At 69.7% G+C, this 21,551-nt stretch carries 15 protein-coding genes and 3 pseudogenes; 8 read left to right on the forward strand and 10 right to left on the reverse strand.

The window, feature by feature from the left end:
- Window positions 1–51 precede the first annotated feature (51 nt).
- Window positions 52–897, forward strand: a complete 846-nt coding sequence (locus tag StrepF001_RS40975; RefSeq protein WP_165396540.1) for an alpha/beta fold hydrolase — start codon at window positions 52–54, stop codon at window positions 895–897.
- A gap of 184 nt (window positions 898–1,081) precedes the next feature.
- On the opposite strand, the gene StrepF001_RS40980 is transcribed toward StrepF001_RS40975, so the two are convergent.
- The 3 genes and pseudogenes from StrepF001_RS40980 to StrepF001_RS40990 all read right to left on the reverse strand — a co-directional run.
- Entirely contained in the window at window positions 1,082–1,885 is an 804-nt protein-coding gene (locus StrepF001_RS40980) for a MerR family transcriptional regulator (RefSeq protein WP_129803176.1), read from the reverse strand.
- Entirely contained in the window at window positions 1,878–2,414 is a 537-nt protein-coding gene (locus StrepF001_RS40985; RefSeq protein WP_129803163.1) for a VOC family protein, read from the reverse strand. The genes StrepF001_RS40980 and StrepF001_RS40985 overlap by 8 nt, the downstream gene beginning before the upstream one ends.
- Before the next feature lie 98 nt (window positions 2,415–2,512).
- Window positions 2,513–3,055, reverse strand: a pseudogene (locus StrepF001_RS40990) (TetR/AcrR family transcriptional regulator C-terminal domain-containing protein); the annotation flags it as partial.
- Between the two features lie 54 nt (window positions 3,056–3,109).
- Here StrepF001_RS40990 and StrepF001_RS40995 point away from each other — a divergent pair.
- On the forward strand, window positions 3,110–3,889 hold the full coding sequence (locus StrepF001_RS40995) for a beta-lactamase family protein (protein ID WP_240797935.1): 780 nt from the start codon (window positions 3,110–3,112) through the stop codon (window positions 3,887–3,889).
- Between the two features lie 176 nt (window positions 3,890–4,065).
- On the opposite strand, the gene StrepF001_RS41000 is transcribed toward StrepF001_RS40995, so the two are convergent.
- The gene (locus tag StrepF001_RS41000) at window positions 4,066–5,718 is read right to left on the reverse strand and encodes a TlrC/CarA/OleB/SrmB family ABC-F type ribosomal protection protein (protein WP_129803164.1); all 1,653 of its coding nucleotides are present in this window, start codon (window positions 5,716–5,718) and stop codon (window positions 4,066–4,068) included.
- Between the two features lie 541 nt (window positions 5,719–6,259).
- Window positions 6,260–8,791, reverse strand: a complete 2,532-nt coding sequence (locus StrepF001_RS41005) for an alkaline phosphatase D family protein (protein WP_165396541.1) — start codon at window positions 8,789–8,791, stop codon at window positions 6,260–6,262.
- A 229-nt stretch (window positions 8,792–9,020) separates the two neighbouring features.
- Between StrepF001_RS41005 and StrepF001_RS41010 the strand changes: the two are divergent.
- Window positions 9,021–9,509, forward strand: a pseudogene (locus StrepF001_RS41010) (transposase).
- Here the strand turns inward: StrepF001_RS41010 and StrepF001_RS41015 are convergent.
- Both StrepF001_RS41015 and StrepF001_RS41020 read right to left on the reverse strand, forming a co-directional pair.
- Window positions 9,503–9,691 (reverse strand): hypothetical protein, encoded by a 189-nt coding sequence (locus StrepF001_RS41015; RefSeq protein ID WP_129803166.1) that lies wholly within the window; start codon window positions 9,689–9,691, stop codon window positions 9,503–9,505. The pseudogene StrepF001_RS41010 and the gene StrepF001_RS41015 sit on opposite strands and share 7 nt — an antisense overlap.
- 211 nt (window positions 9,692–9,902) lie before the next feature.
- Window positions 9,903–10,496: a TetR/AcrR family transcriptional regulator gene (locus StrepF001_RS41020; RefSeq protein WP_129803167.1), complete on the reverse strand. Its 594-nt coding sequence runs from the start codon at window positions 10,494–10,496 to the stop codon at window positions 9,903–9,905.
- 111 nt (window positions 10,497–10,607) lie between these two features.
- On the opposite strand from StrepF001_RS41020, the gene StrepF001_RS41025 reads away from it, so the two are divergent.
- Window positions 10,608–11,615 (forward strand): NADP-dependent oxidoreductase, encoded by a 1,008-nt coding sequence (locus tag StrepF001_RS41025; protein WP_206307119.1) that lies wholly within the window; start codon window positions 10,608–10,610, stop codon window positions 11,613–11,615.
- A 13-nt stretch (window positions 11,616–11,628) separates the two neighbouring features.
- On the opposite strand, the gene StrepF001_RS46035 is transcribed toward StrepF001_RS41025, so the two are convergent.
- Window positions 11,629–11,853 (reverse strand): hypothetical protein, encoded by a 225-nt coding sequence (locus StrepF001_RS46035; RefSeq protein WP_165396537.1) that lies wholly within the window; start codon window positions 11,851–11,853, stop codon window positions 11,629–11,631.
- Between the two features lie 5 nt (window positions 11,854–11,858).
- Between StrepF001_RS46035 and StrepF001_RS41030 the strand changes: the two are divergent.
- From StrepF001_RS41030 to StrepF001_RS41050, 4 genes and pseudogenes are all read left to right on the forward strand, one after another.
- Window positions 11,859–12,137, forward strand: a pseudogene (locus StrepF001_RS41030) (transposase); the annotation flags it as partial.
- Window positions 12,138–12,609: 472 nt separating this feature from the next.
- Window positions 12,610–14,946, forward strand: coding sequence for a Tat pathway signal sequence domain protein (locus StrepF001_RS41035; protein ID WP_129803168.1), 2,337 nt, complete (start codon window positions 12,610–12,612; stop codon window positions 14,944–14,946).
- A 146-nt stretch (window positions 14,947–15,092) separates the two neighbouring features.
- On the forward strand, window positions 15,093–17,009 hold the full coding sequence (locus tag StrepF001_RS41045) for a glycoside hydrolase family 97 protein (RefSeq protein WP_206307116.1): 1,917 nt from the start codon (window positions 15,093–15,095) through the stop codon (window positions 17,007–17,009).
- 146 nt (window positions 17,010–17,155) lie between these two features.
- Entirely contained in the window at window positions 17,156–18,382 is a 1,227-nt protein-coding gene (locus StrepF001_RS41050; protein WP_129803170.1) for a glycoside hydrolase family 88 protein, read from the forward strand.
- A 41-nt stretch (window positions 18,383–18,423) separates the two neighbouring features.
- Here StrepF001_RS41050 and StrepF001_RS41055 read toward each other — a convergent pair whose 3' ends face one another.
- Complete coding sequence (locus StrepF001_RS41055; RefSeq protein ID WP_129803171.1) at window positions 18,424–19,689, reverse strand: alginate lyase family protein; 1,266 nt, start codon at window positions 19,687–19,689, stop codon at window positions 18,424–18,426.
- On the reverse strand, window positions 19,686–21,365 hold the full coding sequence (locus StrepF001_RS41060; RefSeq protein ID WP_129803172.1) for a glycosyl hydrolase family 28-related protein: 1,680 nt from the start codon (window positions 21,363–21,365) through the stop codon (window positions 19,686–19,688). Before StrepF001_RS41060 ends, StrepF001_RS41055 begins: the two co-directional genes overlap by 4 nt.
- Between the last annotated feature and the right edge of the window lie 186 nt (window positions 21,366–21,551).

The raw sequence follows: 21,551 nt of genomic DNA on the forward strand, positions 1-21,551 counted from the left end.
GAAGGCTGCTCAGGCAGCTCTCGGGTCAAGGTCACGGGAGACGATATGAGGGTGGAGCTGCGTCGAGCCGATGGCGGGGTGATCGCGGTCGAGGTGGTGGGGGAGCCGGACGCGTCTGCGGTGCTGTTCTGCCACGGGTTGGCCGACTCCCGGCTGGCCGCGTACGGCTTCGCGGGCGCGGCCCACGCGCTCGGACTGCGCTTCATCGCCCCGGATCGCCCCGGCATCGGCGGCACCGACGCCTGTCGCCTGTCGCGGGTCGTGGACTGGGCTGCGGAAGTCGGCCTGGTCCTGGATGCGTTGGATGTCGGCTCGGTGGCGCTGCTCGGCGTCTCGGGCGGCGGGGCGTTCGCGGCTGCCTGCGCGTCCGAGTTGCCTGACCGCGTCCGTAGCCTGCTGCTCATCGCGCCCCTTGGCCCGCCTGCCTGGCCCACCGGCGGGATGGCAGCCGGGCAGCGCGCGGCCTTGCAGATCGCCCGGCATGCTCCGGCCTTCGGTGGCTGGTTTCTGGGCAGCCTGGCCACGCTGGCGCGCCGGGCACCAGGGCTGTTCCTTCGCCTGGCGGCCAGTGAGATGCCCGCGTCCGACCGGCGTGCCCTGGCCCGGTCGGACGCGCGCGCGGCGTTCCTGACCAACTACCTGCGCGCGTTCCAGCGCGGCAGCGGGGGAGTCGGGCAGGATCTGCGCGTGCTGACCCGGCCCTGGGGTTTCGACCTCGAGTCGATCAGGGTGCCCACGTCGATCCACCACGGGGACGCCGACACCACCGTCCCGCTCCAGCACGCCCGCCGCTTCGCCGCGGCGATACCGGGCGCACGCCTTCACATCCATCCCGGCCAAGGCCACTTCTCGATCCTCACCGCACCCGAGCAGACACTGGCGACACTCGCCGCATAGCCGGTCGAGGTCGCCGCCGGAGATCACGGCGACGACGCGTCCGGTGGGCAACTGGGCCGCATGGAACCGGTCGACCGCAGCCGCCTTCCGCGAGGGGTCAGGCGGGCGTTTGTGAGTCAGGAGAACCTCCGGGTTCGTGAAGGCGTCGGACGCTCCCACGGGTGCAGGCTTCCGGGCCCGCGCTCTACTGCCAGGTCGCGGTATCGGGGTCGATGTTGTGGGCGCGCGCGCTGGCGTCGATGATTCGACGGAACCACGTGGCAAGGCCGGCGCGGATGCCGTCGTAGTGGGCAGCGAATCCCGGATCGGCCTCGTACTTGCGGCCGAGACAGACCTGCATCTGCCTGGTGAGGGGAAAGTACGAAGCGAAAAGTTCGCGGTGCCGCTCGACGAGTTGATTCGCTTCCGGGCTACCGGGTGTGACGCCGGCGTCCATCGCATCCCCGAGGGCGCGTTCGAAGTCGGCCATGGCGTCGGTGATGGCCTGCCATTCCTCCGGATCGCGAGAGGCCGATCGTTCGGCGTACTGCCGCCATTGCGTCGTGTCTCCGTAGTGCTGACGGGCTTGGGCGGGCCCGTCCGGGTTCCACTGGGGGCCGAAGATCGCGGCCTGCTGTTCGACGGTCAGCAGCAGGCCGCGCTCGTGGGCGTCGATCATCCGGTCCAGTCCGGCGCTGAGTTGCTGGAGGCGGTCGATTCGTTCGGCAACCTGTTTGCGCTGCGTGCGCAATGCGTCGGGCACGTCTGCGGTCGAGTCGTCCAGGATGGCCCGGATCCTGTCCAGGCCGAGACCGAGCTCACGGTAGACGACGATGCGGTGCAGGCGTTCCAGATCAGCGGCGGTGTAGAGCCGGTATCCGGCAGCCGTGCGCAGTGACGGTCGAGCCAGACCGATCTCGTCCCAGTGGTGCAGCGCGCGGACTGTCACGCCCAGACCTGTCGAGACCTGACCGACGGTCAGGCCATCGGCGTCAGTGGCATCAGGCATGCTTCTCATTGTCGCCGCGACCGACGCCCGGTGCGGTGATTCCGATGGCTTCAAGGTTCCGCGCCTCCTGACCGGCCGGGTCAAAGGGCTTCGCCGCGGTGAAGACGATTCGTGCGTTCTCGGGGGTGATCACCTCTACATCGCGGGTGTTCCAGGGCGTATCCCGTGGGCCGTCGACCCAGTCCGGGCGTATCGCACGACAGGCCTCGACAAGGGAATCGACCTGGCTCAGCACGCACGCGAAACTGAAGCTCATCGCCGGTGGCTGCTCCGGAACGCTCTCCGCCGAGACGAGGAGTACGTCCTGAAACGCCCAGCGGCGCAGATGCACAAGCGTGCCAGGGATGCTGAACAGCTCGAAGAACCCGAGCCCGCGACTCCAGAAGTCCACCGACGCCGCCAGATCGCTCGTGGGGATGGTCACGAACGCAGGCATTCCATAGATGCCGCGGAACGGCTCCGGCGGAACCGCATCCGGGCCGGGAGCGGGCACGGGACTCATCTCGAACGCGTTGTAGTAGTCGCTCATGCACACCACCCTGCAGCCTCCCGCAACGTGAGGGTCAAGCCGAGTCCGTGAATCTCGCCCTACCCCAACGATGCGACCAACGTTGTGGCCGGGTACAGCTAGCTCGGGCGGATTGCGGCCTCGATGCGGGCGAGTTGGGCGGCGAGGATCTCTTGGAACGCAGCGTGGCGGTCCGCCCCGAGGGGGCGGACGTCGCGGGCGAAGTGGGCCAGGGCCGGGAAGCGTTCGGGGTCGGCGCCGAGTACCGCGACGCGAAACAGCTCCATGCCCTGTTCGTACTCTCCGGGGGTGACGGTGCTGACCCCGGCCTCGGAGGCGATCAACGCGGCGATGAGGACCGCGATCCGGTGGTAGCGCGCCGGGATCTCCTCGTCGGGCAGTCCCGACGCGCGCAGAGCCTGCAGAACCTCTTCCATGACCAGCCGGGAACCGGTGCCGCTTGACGCGTAGCGTCCCCAGACCGCGGCGAGCTGGGGCTGCTGACCGAAGGCCTCTCTCACGCGCAAGGCCAGGGCCGTGATGCGCTGCTTCCAGTCGCCCTCGGGGCGGTAGCCGTCCATGGCGGCCAGGAGGATCCGGTCGGCGACCGCGCGCAGCAGTTCGGTCTTGCTGCGGAAGTGCCGGTAGAGGCTGGAGGAATCGGGTCAGGCGGCCGGCGTGGAGCTCACCCCGGGGAATGCGAAAGGACGCATGTCGTGAGGAACCCGCTGGATCCCGCGGAGCTGAACGCCGCCATTGAAAACGTCCACCGCGCCGGGATGCCGGGCCTGTTCGCCGAGGTGCGTGACGGCGACCAGGTCTGGCGCGGCGCCGCCGGGGTCGCCGATGTCGCCACCGGTCGCCCCGTCACTGCCGGTATGCGGCACCGCGTCGGCAGCATCACCAAGACCTTCACCGCCGCCGCGGTTCTGCAGCAGGTCGAGAGCGGTCGGATCGGTCTCGACACGCCGATCGGCCGGTATCTTCCGAGGCTGGTTCCCGGAGAACGCGGTGACGCGATCACGGTCCGGATGTTGATCAACCACACCAGCGGCCTCGCCGAGTACCTCCCTTACACCTACCCCTCCCTCAAGGCGTTCCCCGCCCTCGCGGACACCGGGCCCCAGAGCCTGGACGACAACCGGTTCACGCGGTTTCACCCCACCGAACTGATCGAGATGGGGGTCACCGCACCTGCCGTCGGCGCCCCAGGCGGCACTCCGGGGGTGTACTCCAACACCAACTACCTGCTCCTCGGCGAACTCCTGCAACAGGTGACCGGCACTACGGCTGAGCGGAACATCACCCGGAACGTCATCGAGCGCGCCGGGCTCCGGGACACCGGCCTCCCCGCCGCGCCCGATTCCTCAGAAGGCCGACCGAGAGCCCCTGGAGCCAGGGAACCGCTCCGGGTGGTCCAGCGATTCGCTGTCCCCGGCGCGGTTGACCATGGCGAACATCCAGCCTGCTTGGGCGAGTTGGTCGACACGGCTTGACTTCTCCATCGGGAAGCCATTCTGAGCGTCACAGCTGGCCGGAGGACAGCGATCGATTCGGGTAGCTGATGTCGGTTTCGATGAAGCCGACTGGATGCCGGGTCGGATTGAGTCGACTGCCGCCCCCATGGTCGGGGAGCCGACGGGGGCGGCAGTCGGTAGGGCATGGCCGACTGTCACCCCAACCGGATTCTCGCTGTCTCCGGCAGTTCCAGATGCCCGCCCTGGAACCGCGTCCGTAGGGCGCGATCGTGGGTGACCAGCACGATCGCCCCCGAGTACCCGGTCAGCGCCTTCTCCAGTTCCTCGACCAGCGCCGGTGACAGGTGGTTGGTCGGCTCGTCGAGCAGCAGGAGGTCGGCGGGCTCCGAGACCAGTCGCGCCAGATCCACGCGGCGGCGCTGGCCGTACGACAGCTCGCCCATGCGCAAGTGCAGCTCCGCCGGGCGGAAGAGGCCGAGGGCAAGCAGGGCATCTGCGTGTTCGTCGGCGGAGCCCGCGCGGCCCAGCGCGAACGCCTCGGCCACCGTCAGGCCCGGCGGCCACGGCGTCTCGTCCTGGCGCAGATGGCCCACCCGGCCCGGCACGTGCACCGAGCCCGCGTCCGGCCGCAGCTCGCCGGCGAGCAGCCGCATCAGCGTGGTCTTGCCGACGCCGTTGGGGCCGGTGACCAGGAGCCGGCCGCCGCGGCCGAGGGTGAGGGAGCCCAGGTGGAGGCGGTCTCCTACGCGTACGTCCGACAGCTGTACGGCGGGGAGCTCCGCGGAAGCGGTCTCGGCGCCTTCCCCCGCGAATTCCCCTGCCGTCCCGATCCGCGCCCTGAAGGCCAGCGGATCCGGTGGCGGTGCCACCGGGTTCGCCGTCAGCCGCTCGACCCGCTCGCGGGCGTTGCGGATACGGGCCATCGCGCCGTGCGCCCGGCCGCGGGCGCGGAAGCCGCCGTGGCCGAAGTTGGCCAGCGGCGCCTTGCGCGGGATGGCGTCGAGGCGGACGGTGTGGCCGGCGGCCAGCCGCTCGTTGCGGGCCAGTTCGTCCCGCCATTCCTCGTACTCCTGGAGCCGGCGGCGGCGCTCCGCCGCCTTCGCCGTGCGGTAGCCGGCGTAGCCGTCGCCGTAGCGGATGACCTTTCCCGCCTCGGCCTCCAGGACCGTGGTGGTCAGGCGCTCCAGGAAGACGCGGTCGTGGGTGACCGCGAGCACCGTGCCGGGGTGCGCCCGCAGTTGCGCCTCCAGCCACTGGACGGCCTGATCGTCCAGGTCGTTCGTCGGCTCGTCCAGAAGCAGCAGCTCCGGGCGGCCGGCGAGGACGCCGGCCAGGGCAAGACGGGAGCGCTCGCCGCCGGAGAGAGTGCCGAGTCGGCGCTCACGGCGGAGGGCGGGCAGGCCGAGGTGGTGCAGGGCGATGTCCACCCGGTGGTCGGCGTCGTAGCCGCTCCGGGCCTCATAGCGCTCGAGGAGCACGGCGTACGCGGCGAGTGCCGCCGGGTCCGCGCCGTCGCCGAGCGCCTGCTCGGCCCGGCGCAGCTCCGCCTCCAGGGCGCGCAGGTCCGCAAGGGCCAGGTCGACGGCGTCCTGGACGGTGGCGGTCGGGGGCAGGGGGATGGTCTGTGGCAGATAGCCGATGCCGTCGGCGGCGGTCACGGTCAACTCGCCGCTGTCCGGGCGCTCCTGACCTGCGATGAGGCGGAGGAGGGTGGACTTGCCGGAGCCGTTGTCGCCGATGAGCCCGGCCTTCTCGCCCGGCTTCAGCGTGAAGGAGACCTGGTCGAGGACGGTGCGGCCGGGATAGCGCTTGGTGACGTGGTGAAGGGTGAGTTGTGAGGTGTGCAAGATCGGGTCCCTCCTGGCCGCGGGTTTCAGCCCGGGCCGGATCGGGGTGGATGGCTGCACGGCGGGGCGCGGCGACGGCGGAGCGGTGCTCTACGCGGTCGGCGCCGGCTATCTCACAGGGAACCCATGCGAAGGACGGTACGACACGATGACCGGATTGGCAAGACGATACGTCTCGCCTTGTTGAGTGCATTGGTGCAGGCGGCTTGGCATCGGATGGTGACGGCAACACTGCCGTCACCCGTTCCGTCGGTGCCGGTCGGTGGGTTGCTCAGGCCGCGACTTCCCCGCCACTCGGCGCTGGGCCGGACCACTGCAGCGCTCAATGGCCAACTGAAGTGCGCAGTGGCCAAGTAGGGCGCTCAGGCACACGTACTTTCGGGTGATCTCCGGGATGGTGCGAAAACTCGGCGCACGCAACCGGATCGAGGCCCCCTCACCGCCGCACCCAGAGCCGGGCTGCTGCCCTGAACGATCCGCCGAGGCCACGAAGGCCTGTGATGCCATGGGGGCCGACCGGTCGTCCGGCCGGCCCCGTGGTTCACAGCCGGTCGAGCACCGCGAAGGGGTCTGCGTCACCTCCGTTGTCGGCCGCGACGATGCGCCGGCGCAGGGTGAAGGCCCTGCCGGGCGGCAGAGTGACCTTGCGCTGGCTCATGGTCCAGATTCCGCAGGCGTATGCGGTGAACTTCGTGTCCTCGTAGACGAGGCCGTAGGTCTGGCCGTCGAGGCCGGTCATGCCGATCCACGGCGCGGTCGGGGTGAAGTCGGCTGGGGATCCGGCGGTGACGATGCCGGTACCGGGGACGCCGGAGCGCTGGCCCAGGCCGTCGTGGTCGATCACGTCCCCGACCCAGAAGGACTGCTCTGCCGTACCGCGGTTGGTGAAGACGCTCTCCGCGACGACCCACCGCTCGCCGTGGGTGACGGTGTACGTCGTCACGACCTCCAGGTCGGGCACCTGCGTACCGGCGCCGACCGCGCGCACGGCGGCCGTGCGGCCGGAGGCGGTGACGATGTCCACCGTGGTGGTCCGTACGGTCAGCTGCTGCCAGGCGTTGCCGCCACGCGGCTGGGCGAGCGAGGCGTACGGCAGGTTGAGCCAGTCCAGTTGGTCGAGGTGGCCGACGGCGGCCAGGTCGCGGGGCTTGCCGACGGTCACGTTCGGCAGCTGGCCGTCGTTTGAGCCGGCCGAGATCGCCAGGGCGACCATGTCGTTGCCGAGCACGATGTCGGACGTGGTGGCCTCGGACTGCGGGCCCGGGACCGTACGGCCGGTCCTGGCGAACGACGCCGTCACCCGGCTCACGCGCAGGTCGACCCGGGAGGAGCCCTGCCTGCGTACCGTCACCGTGCCGCTCGACGGCTCGTAACCGGCGCCGTTCGCGCTGACCTGGTAGGTACCCGCGGGGGCGAAGGCGACGTACTCGCCCGAGGGGGCGGTCGTGGTCCGAGCGACCGGGGTGCCGTCCGGGCCCGTGACGGTGACCTCGACATTGACCAGCGGCGCGCCGGTGGAGCGGTCGAGCACCCGGCCGATGACCCCGTCGGCCCCGTCCGGGCGCCGCTTGGCGCCGGGGACGCCGTCGTGCACGTCGAAGGAGGCGATGGTGTACGCCGGGGACGCGGCGTCCCGGGAGTTCAGCACGATCCGCAGGTCGCTGCGCCACCGGTCCTCGGTGACCTCGCACAGGACGTAGCCGCGGTAACTGCCGTTGTAGAACTTGACGTGCGGGTTCGCCGCCAGCCCCTGGCGGACATCGTTGTCCCAGCCCGCCCCGGAGGAGATCGACGTACCGACGAACTCGGTGGCGACCACCGGCGAGTCGGGGTCGGTGAAATCGGTCTTGAGGTCGTTGACCCAGTGGGTGTGCCAGTCGCCGCTGAGGACAACGGGGTTGGACGGCTTGCGCTTGGCGATGTGGTCCAGGATGCGCGAGCGGGCGGCCGGGTAGCCGTCCCACTGGTCGAGGTTGACGACCTGGCCCGGACCGAGGTCGTAATCGAAGGCCGCCATGATCGTCTGCTGGGCGATGACGTTCCACCGGGCCGTGGACGCATCGAGCTGGTCGAGCAGCCAGCGCTCCTGCTCGGGGCCGGTCATGGTGCGGGACTCGTCGTAGACCTCGCCGGTCGGCTCCTTACGGCCGTCGCCGAGCGCCTGGTCGCTGCGGTACTGGCGGGTGTCGCGCACGTTGAACTGCGCGAGCCTTCCGAACTTCACCCCCCGGGACATCAGGGCGTCCGAGCCGACGGCACGCTGCGCGGGACGCATGGGCAGGTGCTCGTAGTACGCCTGGTAGGCGTTGGCGCGCCGCTCCAGGAACGGCCGGCCGTCGCCCGCGCCGCCGGGGACGTCGGCGGCGTAGTTGTTCTGGACCTCGTGGTCGTCCCAGGTGAGGAAGAACGGGAACCGGGCATGGACTTCCCGCAGGTCCGGGGAGGTCTTGTAGAGGGCGTACAGCCGCCGGAACTCCTCCACGGAGCCCTTGCTGGTCTCGTAGATGTAGTCGCCGAGGTGGACGACGAAGTCGACGTCCTGCGTGGCCAGGTCGCGGTAGGCGGGATACGGACCGCCCGCCCAGGCCTGGCAGGAGACGAAGGCGAAGCGCATCCGGTCGGCGGCCGTGCCCGGCGCGGGCAGGGTGCGGGTGCGGCCGGTACGGCTGTACACGCCGTCGGCCTGGAAGCGGTACCAGTACCAGCGGTCGGCGTCGAGACCTTCGGCGGTCACGTGGACGGTGTGCGCGGACTCGGGCGTGGCCGTGACCTCGCCGGAGCGCAGGACGTGCCGGAAGTCCTCGTCGCGGGCCAGCTCCCAACGCACGGATACCGACTGGGCCGGCATGCCGCCGGTCTCCACGTCGAAGGGGTCGGTACACAGCCGGGTCCACAACACGACGCTCTCGTGGTCCGGTTCGCCCGAGGCGACGCCGAGGGTGAAGGGCGCCGGGTCAAGTTCCGCGGCGCGGGCTTCGGTTGAGGTCCCGATCAGCTGATTGGCCATCGCGGCGCCGAGGGTGCCGCCGGTCAGTGCCAGGAATCTCCGTCTGTCGAGGGAGGGGAAGGCCATGGTGGCAGGTCTTTCTGTGGGACGTCTGTGTCGTGGGGGGCGACGAAGGGAGCGTTCGCGACCAGAGCGATCAGCAGATGGCATTCACCTGAACTGTGCATACTGCTCACGCAGAGTCGTGCGGGCTCCGTCACGCTCGCGCCCCCAGACAGGGCCGCGGCAGCCGGAGTGGCGGGCTGTATGCACTTTGCTGATCGCTTCAGAATGAGTTGGGCTGTGGGTCTTATGCATGGCGATCTTGGTCGACAGGGTGTCAGGGGGGCGTGCTGATCTTGTTCCGGACGATCTGTGGGAGCGGGTTACTCCGCTGCTGCCACCTGCTCCCGAGCGGCGCCGCTGCCATCCGGGACGGTTGCGTGTCCCCGACCGGACGGCTCTCGCCGGTGTGATTCCACCGATACGGGGCCTGCGAGGACGCCCCTGCCGCAGGCTCCGGCGGCTGTACGCCGACCGCGCCTACGATTTCGACAAGTACCGCCGCCTGCTGTGGAAACGGGGCATCAAGCCCATGATCGCCCGACGCGGCGTCGCCCACGGTTCCGGACTGGGCAAAGTGCGCTGGACGGTCGAACGCGCCTTCGCCTGAGTGCATCAGTTCAAACGACTCCGCATCCGCTACCAACGACGCGCCGATCTCCACCAGGGCCTGCTCGAACTGGCCTGCAGCATGATCCGTCTGCGACGACTTCAGCGAACTCGGACAGCGCTGAATCAATAACGGAGGCGAGCCTCCAGCCCGTCGATGCGCAGCGAGCAGTTCTTGAAGACCTCCAGCAGGGCCTGCACTTCGTCGAGGCCCCACTGCGTTCCCGCGTCGCCCGGGAGCAGGGCGGCCCAGGCGGAGGCGTCCTCGATGAGGTTGTCGGCACAGGTGACCGCCGTGTCCTCCACCGACATCATGACCGCTGCCGAGACGGCTCGGCGGCCGCCCGGTGCCGTGATGGTGCTGGTTGCGCGCCGCCGCCTTCGTCGGCCGCTGCACGGCGGTCGCGGAGTGCTCCCGGGAGCGGCGCGACTCGTTGCCGCGGTCCTCGGTCGGCTTGGCGAACCCGGCGTCGAACCCCTCCTTGCCGAGCGCGCGGTCGAGTCCGCTGGTCAGCGTGTGGCCATGTCAGCTACGGGTCTGGAGGCGGCGTTCCCCCTTGGTGTGGCTGCTCCCTGCGCTCGTCAGAATCGCGCCGGCGACAACCTCGAAGAGGCGATCGGCGCGTGGCGCGAGCGAGGGTTGATCGCCGAGCCAAGCGAGCATGGCTACCAGCGCGAACAAATCGGCACCGTCGATGTCGCTGCGCGCCATGCCCGCGGCCTGGGCGCGGGTGAGGAGCCGCGCACCGGCTGTGCGCAGGGTGACGCACGAAGCGTGGAGTGCGGATTCGGTGTCCTCGATGGCGGCTGCCATCAGCACGGTCACGCCCCGGTACTCGGTTGTCCACGCGACGCAGTCGCGTAGCCACGAAACGAGAGCGTCTTCGGGCGAGTTCGACGTCTCGAGCTCGCCTGCCTTTGCCGTCAGTTCGTCGAAGCTCGTGCGGAGCAGGGCATCGAGCAGCGCCTCGCGCGTCGGGAAGTGCCGCAGCAGCGTCGCGAGCCCGACATCGGCCCTGCGCGCGATGTCGCGCAGTGACACGTCGACGCCTTGCTCGGTGATGGCGGTGCCCGCTACTGCGAGCAGGTGGTCGCGGTTCTTCCTGGCGTCGGCCCGCATCTGTCCCTCTTGACTATCCGGATCAGTGGTCCATATATTCGGATCAGTGGTCCATTTATGTGGATCGCTGATCCGGATAAGCGTATCCCGCGGCGCGGGCAGGAGAAAACGATGCCGACACACACGATGAGGGCGGTCCGGCTCCATGAGCACGGCGGTCCTGAAGTTCTGCGTTACGACGAGGTGCCGATTCCCGAGCCGGGGCCGGGCGAGGTGCTCGTTCGCGTGCACGCGGTCGGCGTCAATCCTCCGGACTGGTACCTGCGCGGTGGGCTGACCCAGATGCCCGGCTCGGATTCGACGGTCAGCCTGCCGGTGATCCCGGGGACGGATGTGTCGGGCGTTGTCGAGGCTGTGGCCGCGGACGTGGACGGCCTCGCCGTAGGTGATGAAGTCTTCGGGCTTCTGCGTTTCCCCAGCTTCGACGGCAGCGCATACGCCGAGTACGTGGTCGCGCCCGCGTCGGACCTCGCACGCAAGCCGGCCGGCATCGACCACGTGCACGCCGCCGGGGCGCCCATGGCCGGGCTCACCGCGTGGCAGTTCCTGATCGAGCTCGGACACGATCACCCCTCGCCCTTCCAGGAGGCACGGCATCGCCCGACGGCACTCGACGCCGACACGACGGTGCTCGTCAACGGCGCCGCGGGCGGCGTGGGGCACTTCGCGCTGCAGCTGGCGAAGTGGAAGGGCGCACAGGTCATCGCGGTGGCATCGGGCGTGCATGAATCGTTCCTGCGCGAACTCGGCGCCGACCGGTTCATCGACTACACCAAGAGCCGTCCCGAGGACCTCGTGCACGACGTCGACCTCGTTCTCGACACCGTCGGCGGCCCCGACAGCAGCCGCTTCCTGCGCACGCTCAAGCGCGGCGGCTCCCAGTTCCCCGTGTTTCCCGGGGACTTCGACGAAGAAGAGACCGCGAAGCTGGGCGTCACGGTCTCGAGCGCCCAGGTCCGCTCGAACGGCGCGCAGCTCGCTGAACTGGGACGCCTGCTCGAGGCGGGCACGGTCCGCGTCGCGATCGACAGCACGTTCGCGCTCGCGGATGCCCGAGCAGCGCACGAACGCGCCGCCGGAGGGCACATCCAGGGCAAGATCGTACTCACGGTCGCTTAGAAGCGAGTCTCCTTCATCGCCGCTGTTCGCCGGCGAACGCCTCGACAAGGCCGCCTACAGCCGGATCAGGACCGAAGCTCACACGGTCCATCGGCAGCTGGTCCCGCTGTGGCGCCGCCGGGTCCGCGGCACACGCGTCGCGCTGCTCGAGACCCCCCTCGGGGAGAACCTCACCCTTCTCGATCTGGCCGCCGGCGACCTGCGGATGGACGACCTGGTCTTCGAGTCCGCCTTCCAAGGCGACCGCATGGCCGCGGCGAGTGCATCAACTCACCCGAGGCCCGCCGCAGAGAGATCACTCTGCGGCTCCGCGAGGAGCACCAGGCCCTTCACGAGGCCCGCCCTCTCCAGCAAACCGACGAGTGGAAACAGCGCTACAAGATCCGCGCCGGGGTCGAGGGCACGATCTCACAAGCAGTACTTGCCCATGGACTACGTGCATCCCGCTACCGAGGCTTGGCCAAGACCAGTCTTCAGCACCAGCTCACCGGTGCCGCGATCAACCTCGGCCGCATCGACGCATGACTCACCAGCCGACCACGAGCCCGCACATGCTGGTGGTACGACAGGGAGCCGACCACCCTCGACGGCACCACCCACCTGTGGAGCAGGACCGTCCATCACCCCCGCCCCCCTGGCTCGGCGGAGAGCCACCCGCACGAACAGCCATCTCGCGCGCCGTGCATGCCGGCCCGCCCCAGTCGTCCGGCTACGGGCCACGGCCCAAGTCAGGGGCGGCAACAGTGATCCTCGAATCCCGACCGCCCGGGCTGCCGTTGCTCGCATGTCCTACCGAGGTGCAGACAACACCGATACATCGGAGGAGTCAAGACTTGGGTGTGGCTCTCTGACGTGGCATGAAGTTCCCATCGGCCCATTAGTGGCGTATAGGAGCCCAGCTTCTAGGTGCTGCCGAGCTCATTGACAGGTACACGAACCATGCCTACGTTCACCGATACACCCGATGTTTCGAGGATTCGTCTGGAGGACGAAGATGACCTCACAGCCGGGAAACCGCTCGCCGGTGCCCCGCAGAGCCGTACTCGGCACCGCGCTGGGCGGCGCGGCAGCAGCGGCCCTGCCCGGGACGGCCCACGCCGGACAGCGCGCAGAACCGGCGCAGTTCGGCGGCGCCGGTTCCGTGGCCGGGGGCGACAGACGCCCCTGGAGACTGCGTGACACGATGTCCACCGACGGCGCCTGGGACGCGTTCCTGCGTGGTCAGGACCTGCTGTGGACCAGGCTGCCCTCCCGCTGGTACGAGGGTCCGTTCCTCGGCGACGGGCTGCTGGGGAGCATGGTCTACCAGGAGCCGGGCGCCAACCAGATCCGCTTCACCGTCCAGCACGGCCGCGTCCAGGATCACCGGCCCGAGTTCGGAAGTGGCTGGGGCACCTGCCGCCTGCCGGTCGGGCATCTCACACTCGAACCCGTCGGCACCATCACCGCCGTCGACTGGCGGCTGAGCCTGTGGAACGCCGAACTCACCGGCACCGTCACCACCACAGCCGGCACGCTCACCCTCTCCGGCCTCATCCACGACGAGGTCTTAGCCGTCCGTGTGACGGCCGACGGCGGTGAACAGGCCACCTGGACGTTCCACCCCGCGGAGGCCATCAGTCCCCGCCGGATCAGCGAGGCCCCGCCCTCCGGCTACACCGGCAACCCGCCTTGGACCACCAGGACCACCGCCGACGGCACCGAGCAGGTGCTGCAGCCTCTCACCGGCGGCGGCCAGACGGCCACCGCCTACCGCCGCACTGGTGCGGAACTGCTGCTCAGCGTCGGACACAGCCACCCCTCCGACACCGCCGCCGAGGCGGACTCACTGCGCAACCTGCGCCGCGCGACGTCGTACAGCGCCCTGAGACGACGCCACACCCGCTGGTGGCACACGTTTTACCGAAAGAGCTTCGTCTCGTTCCCCGACCAGCGGCTGCAGAGCTTCCACTGGATCCAGCTCTACAAGGTCGCCTCCGCCAGCCGCGCGGGCGGCCCCGTCATGGCCACCTGCGGGCCGTGGCTGGAGCCCACACCCTGGCCCGCGGTCTGGTGGAACCTCAACGTCCAGCTGGAGTACTGGCTCATCCACGGCTCCAACCACCTGGAACTGGATGCGCTCGCCACCACGCTGCGGCAGAACCAGGAACAGCTCATCGCCAACGTCCCCGCCGCCTACCGCGTGGACAGCTCCGGCGTCGGCCGCAGCTCCGACATGTTCGCCAACCGCGCAGTGGGGGAGCCGGGCACCGGCGCCGAGACCGGCGACCTCACCTGGGCGCTGCACAACGTGTGGCTGTCCTACCGGCACTCCATGGACAAGGCTCTGCTGCGCGACACGATCTTCCCGGTGCTGCGCCGGGCGATCAACTACTACCTGCACTTCCTCACCCCGGGCAGCGACGGCAAGCTCCACCTGCCCAGCACGCTCTCGCCCGAATACCCGGTCGTGCCGCCGCAGGACACCAACTACGACCTGGCCCTGATCCGCTGGGGCTGCCAGACACTCATCGAGTCCGCCGAACTGCTCGGCATCGACGACGAGTTGACCCCACGCTGGCAGGAGGTGCTGGCCAAGCTCACGCCGTACCCGGTCGACGACAACGGCTTCATGATCGGCGCCGGCACCGCGTACGCCCAGTCCCACCGGCACTACTCGCACCTGCTGATGGTGTACCCGCTGTACCTCGTCAACTGGGACCAGCCCGAAAGCCGCGACCTGATCGCGAAGTCGGTGGCTCACTGGCACGCGCTGACCGGCGCCCACCGGGGCTACAGCTACACCGGAGCCGCCTCGATGTACGCGATGACCGGTGACGGCGACACCGCGATCACATACCTGCGGAAGTTTTTCGACACCAGCACCCGCTACCCGTGCCAGGCCAACACGCACTACACGGAGGCCGGTCCGGTCATCGAGACGCCGCTGTCCGCCTCGCAGTCCCTGCACGACATGTTCTGCCAGAGCTGGGGCGGCATGATCCGCGTCTTCCCGGCCGTCCCGTCCGCCTGGGCGGACGTCACCCTGCACGACTTCCGGACCCAGGGTGCCTTCCTGGTCAGCGCCGTCCGCACGGCGGGTGCCACCCGGTTCATCCGGATCAGGAGCCTGGCGGGCGAGCCGCTCAAGCTCCGCCACGGTCTCAGCGGAACTCTCACCGTACTGCTGGACGACGGCACCCCGGCCCGCACCCAGGACCTGGGCGACGGCGCCCTCGCCATCGACCTGCCCCGGGGCCGCGAGGTACTCGTCCACTCCGGTTCCCGGCCCGACCTCGTCATCGGCCCCGTCGCCGTCAGCGAACCGGGCCCGGCCTGGGGCCTGCCGTAACGACCGTCGCACGTGGCACACCCCGTGGTTCCGGCCCGCCGCCACGGCAGCGGGCCCGCACGGCCGTACGGCCCGAACAGCCCCCGTACAGACCCTGTTACGTCCCCCGCACCCCACCTCAACACCCCACCCCCGGGAGGGTTCTCATGGCGGTTCCGATCAGGACCGCGGTCGCCGCGCTCTGCGCCGGGTTGGCGGCCACACTCTTCATCACCGTGCCCGCGCGCGCCGACCAGGACGCCGGCTCCCGCGTACAGGTCTGGGCCGTGTCCGGCCCCGAGCGTGCCGCCGCGGCGCACGAACCGCGCGCACGGGTGTCCCTGGACGACACCACCGGCAGGCTGAGCCTGTCGGTGTCCCGCGGCGGCCGGACGGTCATCGAACCGTCGCCGGTCGGCATCGTCACCCAACAGGCCGATCTCTCCCAGGACTTGCGCTTCCTGCACCGCAAGGACCGGCTGGTCGACGAGCGGTACAGGAGCAAGTCCGGCAAACGACTGGAACGACGGGTCCTCATGAACGAAACCCGTCTGTCCTTCGCGACGGCCGCCGGAGCCAGGCTCGACCTCGTGGTCCGCGCCTCCGCCGACGGCATCGCCTACCGCTACGTCCTGCCCGCCAAGTACGGCGACGTACTCGGTGAGACCTCCGCCTTCAACCTGCCGCCGGACGCGAGCGCGTGGCTGTCCACCTACCGGGCCGACAACGAGGGCCGGTTCGCCCAGTACACGGCCGCGACAGCACCCACCGGCGAGTACTCGGACCAGGCACTGTTCGCCACCGGCGGCGGGTACACCCTGCTCGCCGAGTCCGACCTCACCGGCACCTACTCCGGCGCCCGGCTCGCTCACGATCAGGGCACCGGCACCTACCGCATCAAGCTCGCCGACACCACGGTCCCCACCGACGGCCCCCTCGCCACCCCCTGGCGGGCCATGGTCACCGGCGACCTCGCCACCGTCACCCGGTCCACCTTCACCGACGACCTCGCCCCCGCCTCGAAGGTCGCCGACACCTCCTGGATCCGGCCCGGCACCGTGTTGTGGACCTGGCTCGCGGGCGGCAGGGAAGCCGGACAGAGCCTCGCGGCGCAGAAGGCGTACGTCGACTACGCGGCCGAACGGCACTGGCCCTACGAGGCCGTCGACGCGGGCTGGTACTTCAAGACCGACGAGTGGGACACCACCGACCCGAACTGGCAGACCAACAGCTGGATGCCGGAACTCGTCGAGTACGCGCGCGCCAAGGGCGTCGGAATCATCGTCTGGATCCACCAGCGTGACCTCGACACACCCGAGGAACGCGCCCAGTGGCTGCCCACCCTTGAGCGGTGGGGCGTCAAGGGAGTCAAGATCGACTTCATGGACTCCGAGGCGCAGTCCATGCTCCAGTGGTACGACACCATCCTCCAGGAGACGGCCGCCCACCACCTCATGGTCAACTTCCACGGCTCGACCGTCCCCAAGGGCATCCAGCGCACCTGGCCCCAGGTCATGACCCTGGAGGGCGTCGCCGGGGAGGAGAAGCGGACCAACACCGCCGCCCACCTCACCACCCTGCCCTTCACCCGCAACGTCATCGGCTCCATGGACTTCACCCCCGGCGCCTTCCAGCGCGTCGGACTGCGTCCCAACTCCGACGCGGCCGAGGTCGGGCTCACCGTCGCCTACGAGTCGGGCCTGCAGATGTTCGCCGGCACCCCCGAGTCGTACGACGCCCGGCTGCTCGCCCGGGACTACTTCGACCAGGTTCCCGCGGCCTGGGACGACACCCGGCTGCTCGCCGGCCGACCCGGCCAGGAAGCCGTGCTCGCCCGGCGCGGCGGCGACCGCTGGTTCCTGGGTGGCGTGTACGCCGGCACCGCCCGCACGGCGGAGGTGCCGCTGACCATCGGCTCCGGGCGATGGCTGGTCGAGACGATCCGGGACGGCGCCGACGGGCTGGTCCAGGACCGGCAGGTACTGCGCGGCGGCGACTCCCTCAGCGTCGACGTCGTCGACAACGGCGGCTTCGCCGGGATCGCCTGTCCCTGGCGTCCGGGCGTCACCACCTGCTCCCGCTGACCGAGATCTCCGGCCGGGCGTCCCACCGGGGCGCCCGGCCTGCTGTTCACGTTGATGAACAATGCTCACATGGGTGTACATCGTCGGGTCTGTTGTGCAACGCTCGGTCAACTCCTTTCTCGGACCGACCAGTTGGAGGGACGGGCATGACTGTTTCCCGGCGTACTGTCCTGGCTACGGCGGCCGGCGCCGCAGCGGTATGCGTTTCCTCGACACCAGCCGCGGGCGCGGCCGAGGCCCGGACACCGGCACCCACACTGCGCACGCTCCGCGCGGCGGCCGACTACGCGGTCGAGAAGGTCCGCACCGTCGCGCCGGGCGTGACTGCCTTCCCCGTCGGGACGAAGTTCGAGAAGTGGACCTACTCGCAGAACGGCGACTGGGTCGGCGGGTTCTGGCCGGGAACGCTGTGGATGGCGTGGCTCTACAGCAAGGACGAGGCCTTCCGTACGGGGGCCCTGGCGTCGGCGGAGAAGCTGGCCCCTCGGCAGTACGACACCGGCACGCACGACCTCGGATTCCTCTTCTACCCGTCGTGGGTCACCGCCTGGCGGCTGACGGGCGACAGCGCATGGCGGACGGGCGCCATACGGGCGGCCGACTCCCTGATCCAGCGGTACAACCCACGCGGGCACTTCATCCGGGCGTGGGGCGCACTGACCGACCCGAAGAACGCGGGCCGGGTCATCATCGACACGATGATGAATCTCGACCTGCTGGCGTTCGCGAGCCGACAGACCGGCGACGCCAAGTATCTGGACATCGCCGTGGAGCACGCCAAGACCACGCAGCGGCTGTTCCCGCGCCCGGACGGATCGACCCCGCACGTGTACGACTTCGACCCGGACAGCGGCGCACCCATCGGCCCGAACACCGTGCAGGGTTACAGTCCCACGTCGTGCTGGTCGCGTGGACAGGCGTGGGGACTGTACGGATTCACCACGATGTACCGGCGGACCGGGAACGCGGAGTTCCTGGCCACCGCGCGCAGACTCGCGGACTTCGCGGTGGGCGCGCTGCGCCCGGACCACGTTCCGGTGTGGGACTACCGTGCTCCGCAGCAGCCCCACGACATCAAGGACGCGTCGGCCGGCGCGATCATGGCGTGCGGTCTTCTCGATCTGTCCGCGGCCACCGGCAGGAACACCTATCGCGAGGTGGCGCTACGCCTGCTCACCGCACTGTCGGAGACCTGTCTGACGAAGAACTCGGCCCGCGCGGACGCGGTCGTGGCCCGCTGCACCCGCAACCGCCCGGCCGAGGACGGCATCGAGATCTCCCTCCCGTACGCCGACTACTACCTGCTGGAGGGCATCCTGCGCGTGCTGCAGCCGCAGGACGTCGACCGGGCGATCGACCTGTCGACGGTCTGACCGCCGGCGCATGGATGCCCTCGGAGCAGGACAGGTGCCGGTCAGCCCGCGATGGAGTCCAGCTGCTCTGCCGCTGGACGCAGGGCCCACAGGTCGCCGCCGGGCGGCTCCTGCAGCAACGGAACGGCCTTCTGCGCTCGCTTGTCTCCCGCATCGGCGGCCGCGTGCACGACGTCGGTTGCCGCGTACCGGTGGAATTCGAGCTCCGGATGCGGCCAGGCGGCGGCTCCCGTCGCGGCGGGCAACAGGTAGTCCACAGCCTTGAACAGGCTCTGCCCGTCCGGACCTTGGTACGCCCACAGATTCACCCCGACATGCCGGCCGATGGCCGCGAGGCGGGTGTAAGCCACCAGGTCGAACGTCGAGTAGTGCCAACTCCGGGTCCGGGTCAGCTCCTGGGGCTGGCTGCCGTCAGCCGCGATCTGCGGCGCGATGCGCTTGCTCCGGGCGTCCAGGACCGTCCGGCGGGCCAGATCCTTGTCGCCGGTTGCGTAGGCCAGGCCGGCGAGCTGCATGTCGTAGAAGGTGCCGTGGTTGTTGGTGGCGGCGGCCTCCTGCTTGCCGAAGTCGCTGTTCTTGAGCCAGTCGAGGAATTCGGCGTTCCACTTGGTCATGCCGACGCGGTCGGTCGCGGTCCACCCCGGAGCGCCGGTGGCCAGAAGGGCGAGCGCGTCGAGGACGCTGGTGTACGACTGCGAGAAGTCGATGATGCCGATGGCGCGGCCGTCGTACTTGCAGGGGATGAACTGCGCGTGGTTCAGGTTCGGGTTCATCCTCGTGGCCGGATCGAGGAACCAGGTCCGCAGCACCTGCCCGGCCTTCTCGGCGTACCGCTTGTCGCCGGTGTAGTACCAGGCGAGGGAGAGGTCGTAGGCGGAGTCGAAGGTCCTCTCGACGTCCTGGCGGTCGGTGCCGGTGTCGACCTCGGGGTTGCGCTCGCCGTCGCGCTGCACGTACGGGCAGCCCCACGGGTTGTCGGAGGTCGGGGGCTGGGAGGGCCACCAGTACGGGGCCTGGCTGAGGTAGTCGTGGATGTCGCCGCCGGGAGCGGGCCTGGGCTTGTCGACGACCGTCCAGGGGCCCTGGTCCAGCCATCTGTCGGCGCGGACCGTCAACGCCCTGACGGCTCGGCGGAGTTGCGGGTCGCCGTGATCCAGGCGGACCTTGGTCTGCTGCAGACGGGCGCCGTCCATGACGGCGGTGTGCGGGACGCGGGGCGGTGACTGTGCCGCCACCGGCGCCGAGGCTCCCGTGGTGAAGGCGACGAGGGCTGCCAAGAGGATGCAGAGGCGAGATCGTGCGCTCATACATCCACTCCGTTCATGTCAGTGGTCCCGCGGACGAGCCGCCGCTGGGCCTCGTACAGGTTCGGCGGCCGGACTGCATGCGCGCTGCCGTACAGCTCCAGACGCGTATGCAGCTCGCCCGTGAAATCGGGAACGTCGATCTGGTCGAACTCCGTGACCTCGTTGACGCCGACGGTGGCGGAGTACGGCGCCAGCGCGTCGATCTTCACCAGGCCCGCTCGGCCGTTGGTGACGCGGATGTTCCAATGCGTGAAGCGGGCGCCGAACAACGGACCGGCGCTCGCGTCACCACCGTGGCGGCCGTTGTTGTTCACCGTGATGCCGGTGCGGACATTGGCGAAGGGCAGGCCGCGGTGGCTGTCGAAGGTGCCCATCCGCATGTCACCGTGCGACCAGACGTTGTACGACGACAGTCCCTCGACATTGATGCCGTGCAGTTGGGTGTTCGACGGTGCGGGGCTGGTGCGCTCCTCGATCGTGAAGTCCTCGATGAGGTTGTCGTGCGAGCCCTCGCGGCAGAAGTAGGGATGATGGGAGCCGCGGCCGGCGACCCGCGTCCGGCGCAAGGTGCACGCGGAGGCGGCTACGAGCCCGAAGCCGTTGTCGACATGGCGGACCGTCACGTCGTCCACCCAGCAGTCGTAGGCACACTGCAGGACGACGCCGTTGTAGCCCTTGTCGAGCAGGTGCGGCTGCTGGGGCACCTCCGCCGCCTCGAGGGTCAGGCCCTCGACCCCTGAGTCTGTCAACGCCGGTACGTGAGTGGTCAGTTGCGGGTTCCACTCCGGGCGCACGTCGAGCGGGAGCGGGCGTTCGAGGGTGACGCGCCGGCCACGGACCCGGGCGATGCGGACGGGCCATTCGTACGGGACGTACGACGTCAGTTTCGTCTTGTCGTCCCAGAAATAGGCCTCCGGTCCCGGTCCGCCACCGCACATGTGCTCAAGGAGGGTGTGGTCCGCGTCGTCGGCGAGCCGGAGCAGGACCAGGGCGCCGGGGCGCAGCGACGACGCGTCAGTGACCGTCACCGTCCAGGAACCCTGCCGCGCCGGGGCGACCGCCGTGAGCGTCCGCCACTCGTCGCGCCCGTTGCCCGTCCAGCCCTCGAAGGGCCACGCCTTCGCCCTGATCGCGGCGACGAGAGAGTCCCAACGGGCCTCCGGGGCCAGCCAGATCAGACCGCCCGCCCACGACCAGGACGACTTGTCACCACCGTAACGGGAGCCGTACACGCCGATCAGTTCGGTGAGGTTCTTCGTCGCGTACAGCGTCGTACGGCCGCTGCCCGCCCCCCTGAGGATCACGTTCGAGCTGCCTATCCGGATCACGTCGTCGATGCGGAACGTGCCCGGCGGAATGATGACCGTGCCACCGCCGCCCGTGCCGGCAGCTGCGATGGCACGGTTGATCGCGGGGGCGGAGTCGGTCGTGCCGTCCGCCACGGCGCCGAAGTCGCGTACGTCGGCGACGACGGGACGGCGGGGGAAGCGCACCGCCCCGCCGTGGCAACCGGCCCGGCCGATGTACGGGATCTGCGGGTGAGTGAAGGGAGTGCGGCTCAACTCCCGCCACAGGACCGGGACGTCGGCCGAGGCGGTACTCCCGTCAGCTGCCGCTGCGGTACCGGCACCGGCGGCCACGGCGACGGCGCTTCCCAGCAGGGCACGTCTGGTCATGCCCCTGACATTCGGGTTCTGCGCGGCGCCCGTGCGAGCGTTTCTCATACCCGTCCGCCCTTCCCATGTTTGCTTTCATGGATATGAACGACGTTCAGATCTGCGTCGAGCGGTGAGCATGCCACGACCCTCTTGAGTGGGAAAGAGGTTGCGCGGCGTTTTAGACGTCATCTCATTTGGCGAGCC

Source organism: Streptomyces sp. F001 (genome assembly GCF_004187715.1).
GTDB lineage: Bacteria > Actinomycetota > Actinomycetes > Streptomycetales > Streptomycetaceae > Streptomyces > Streptomyces flavusporus.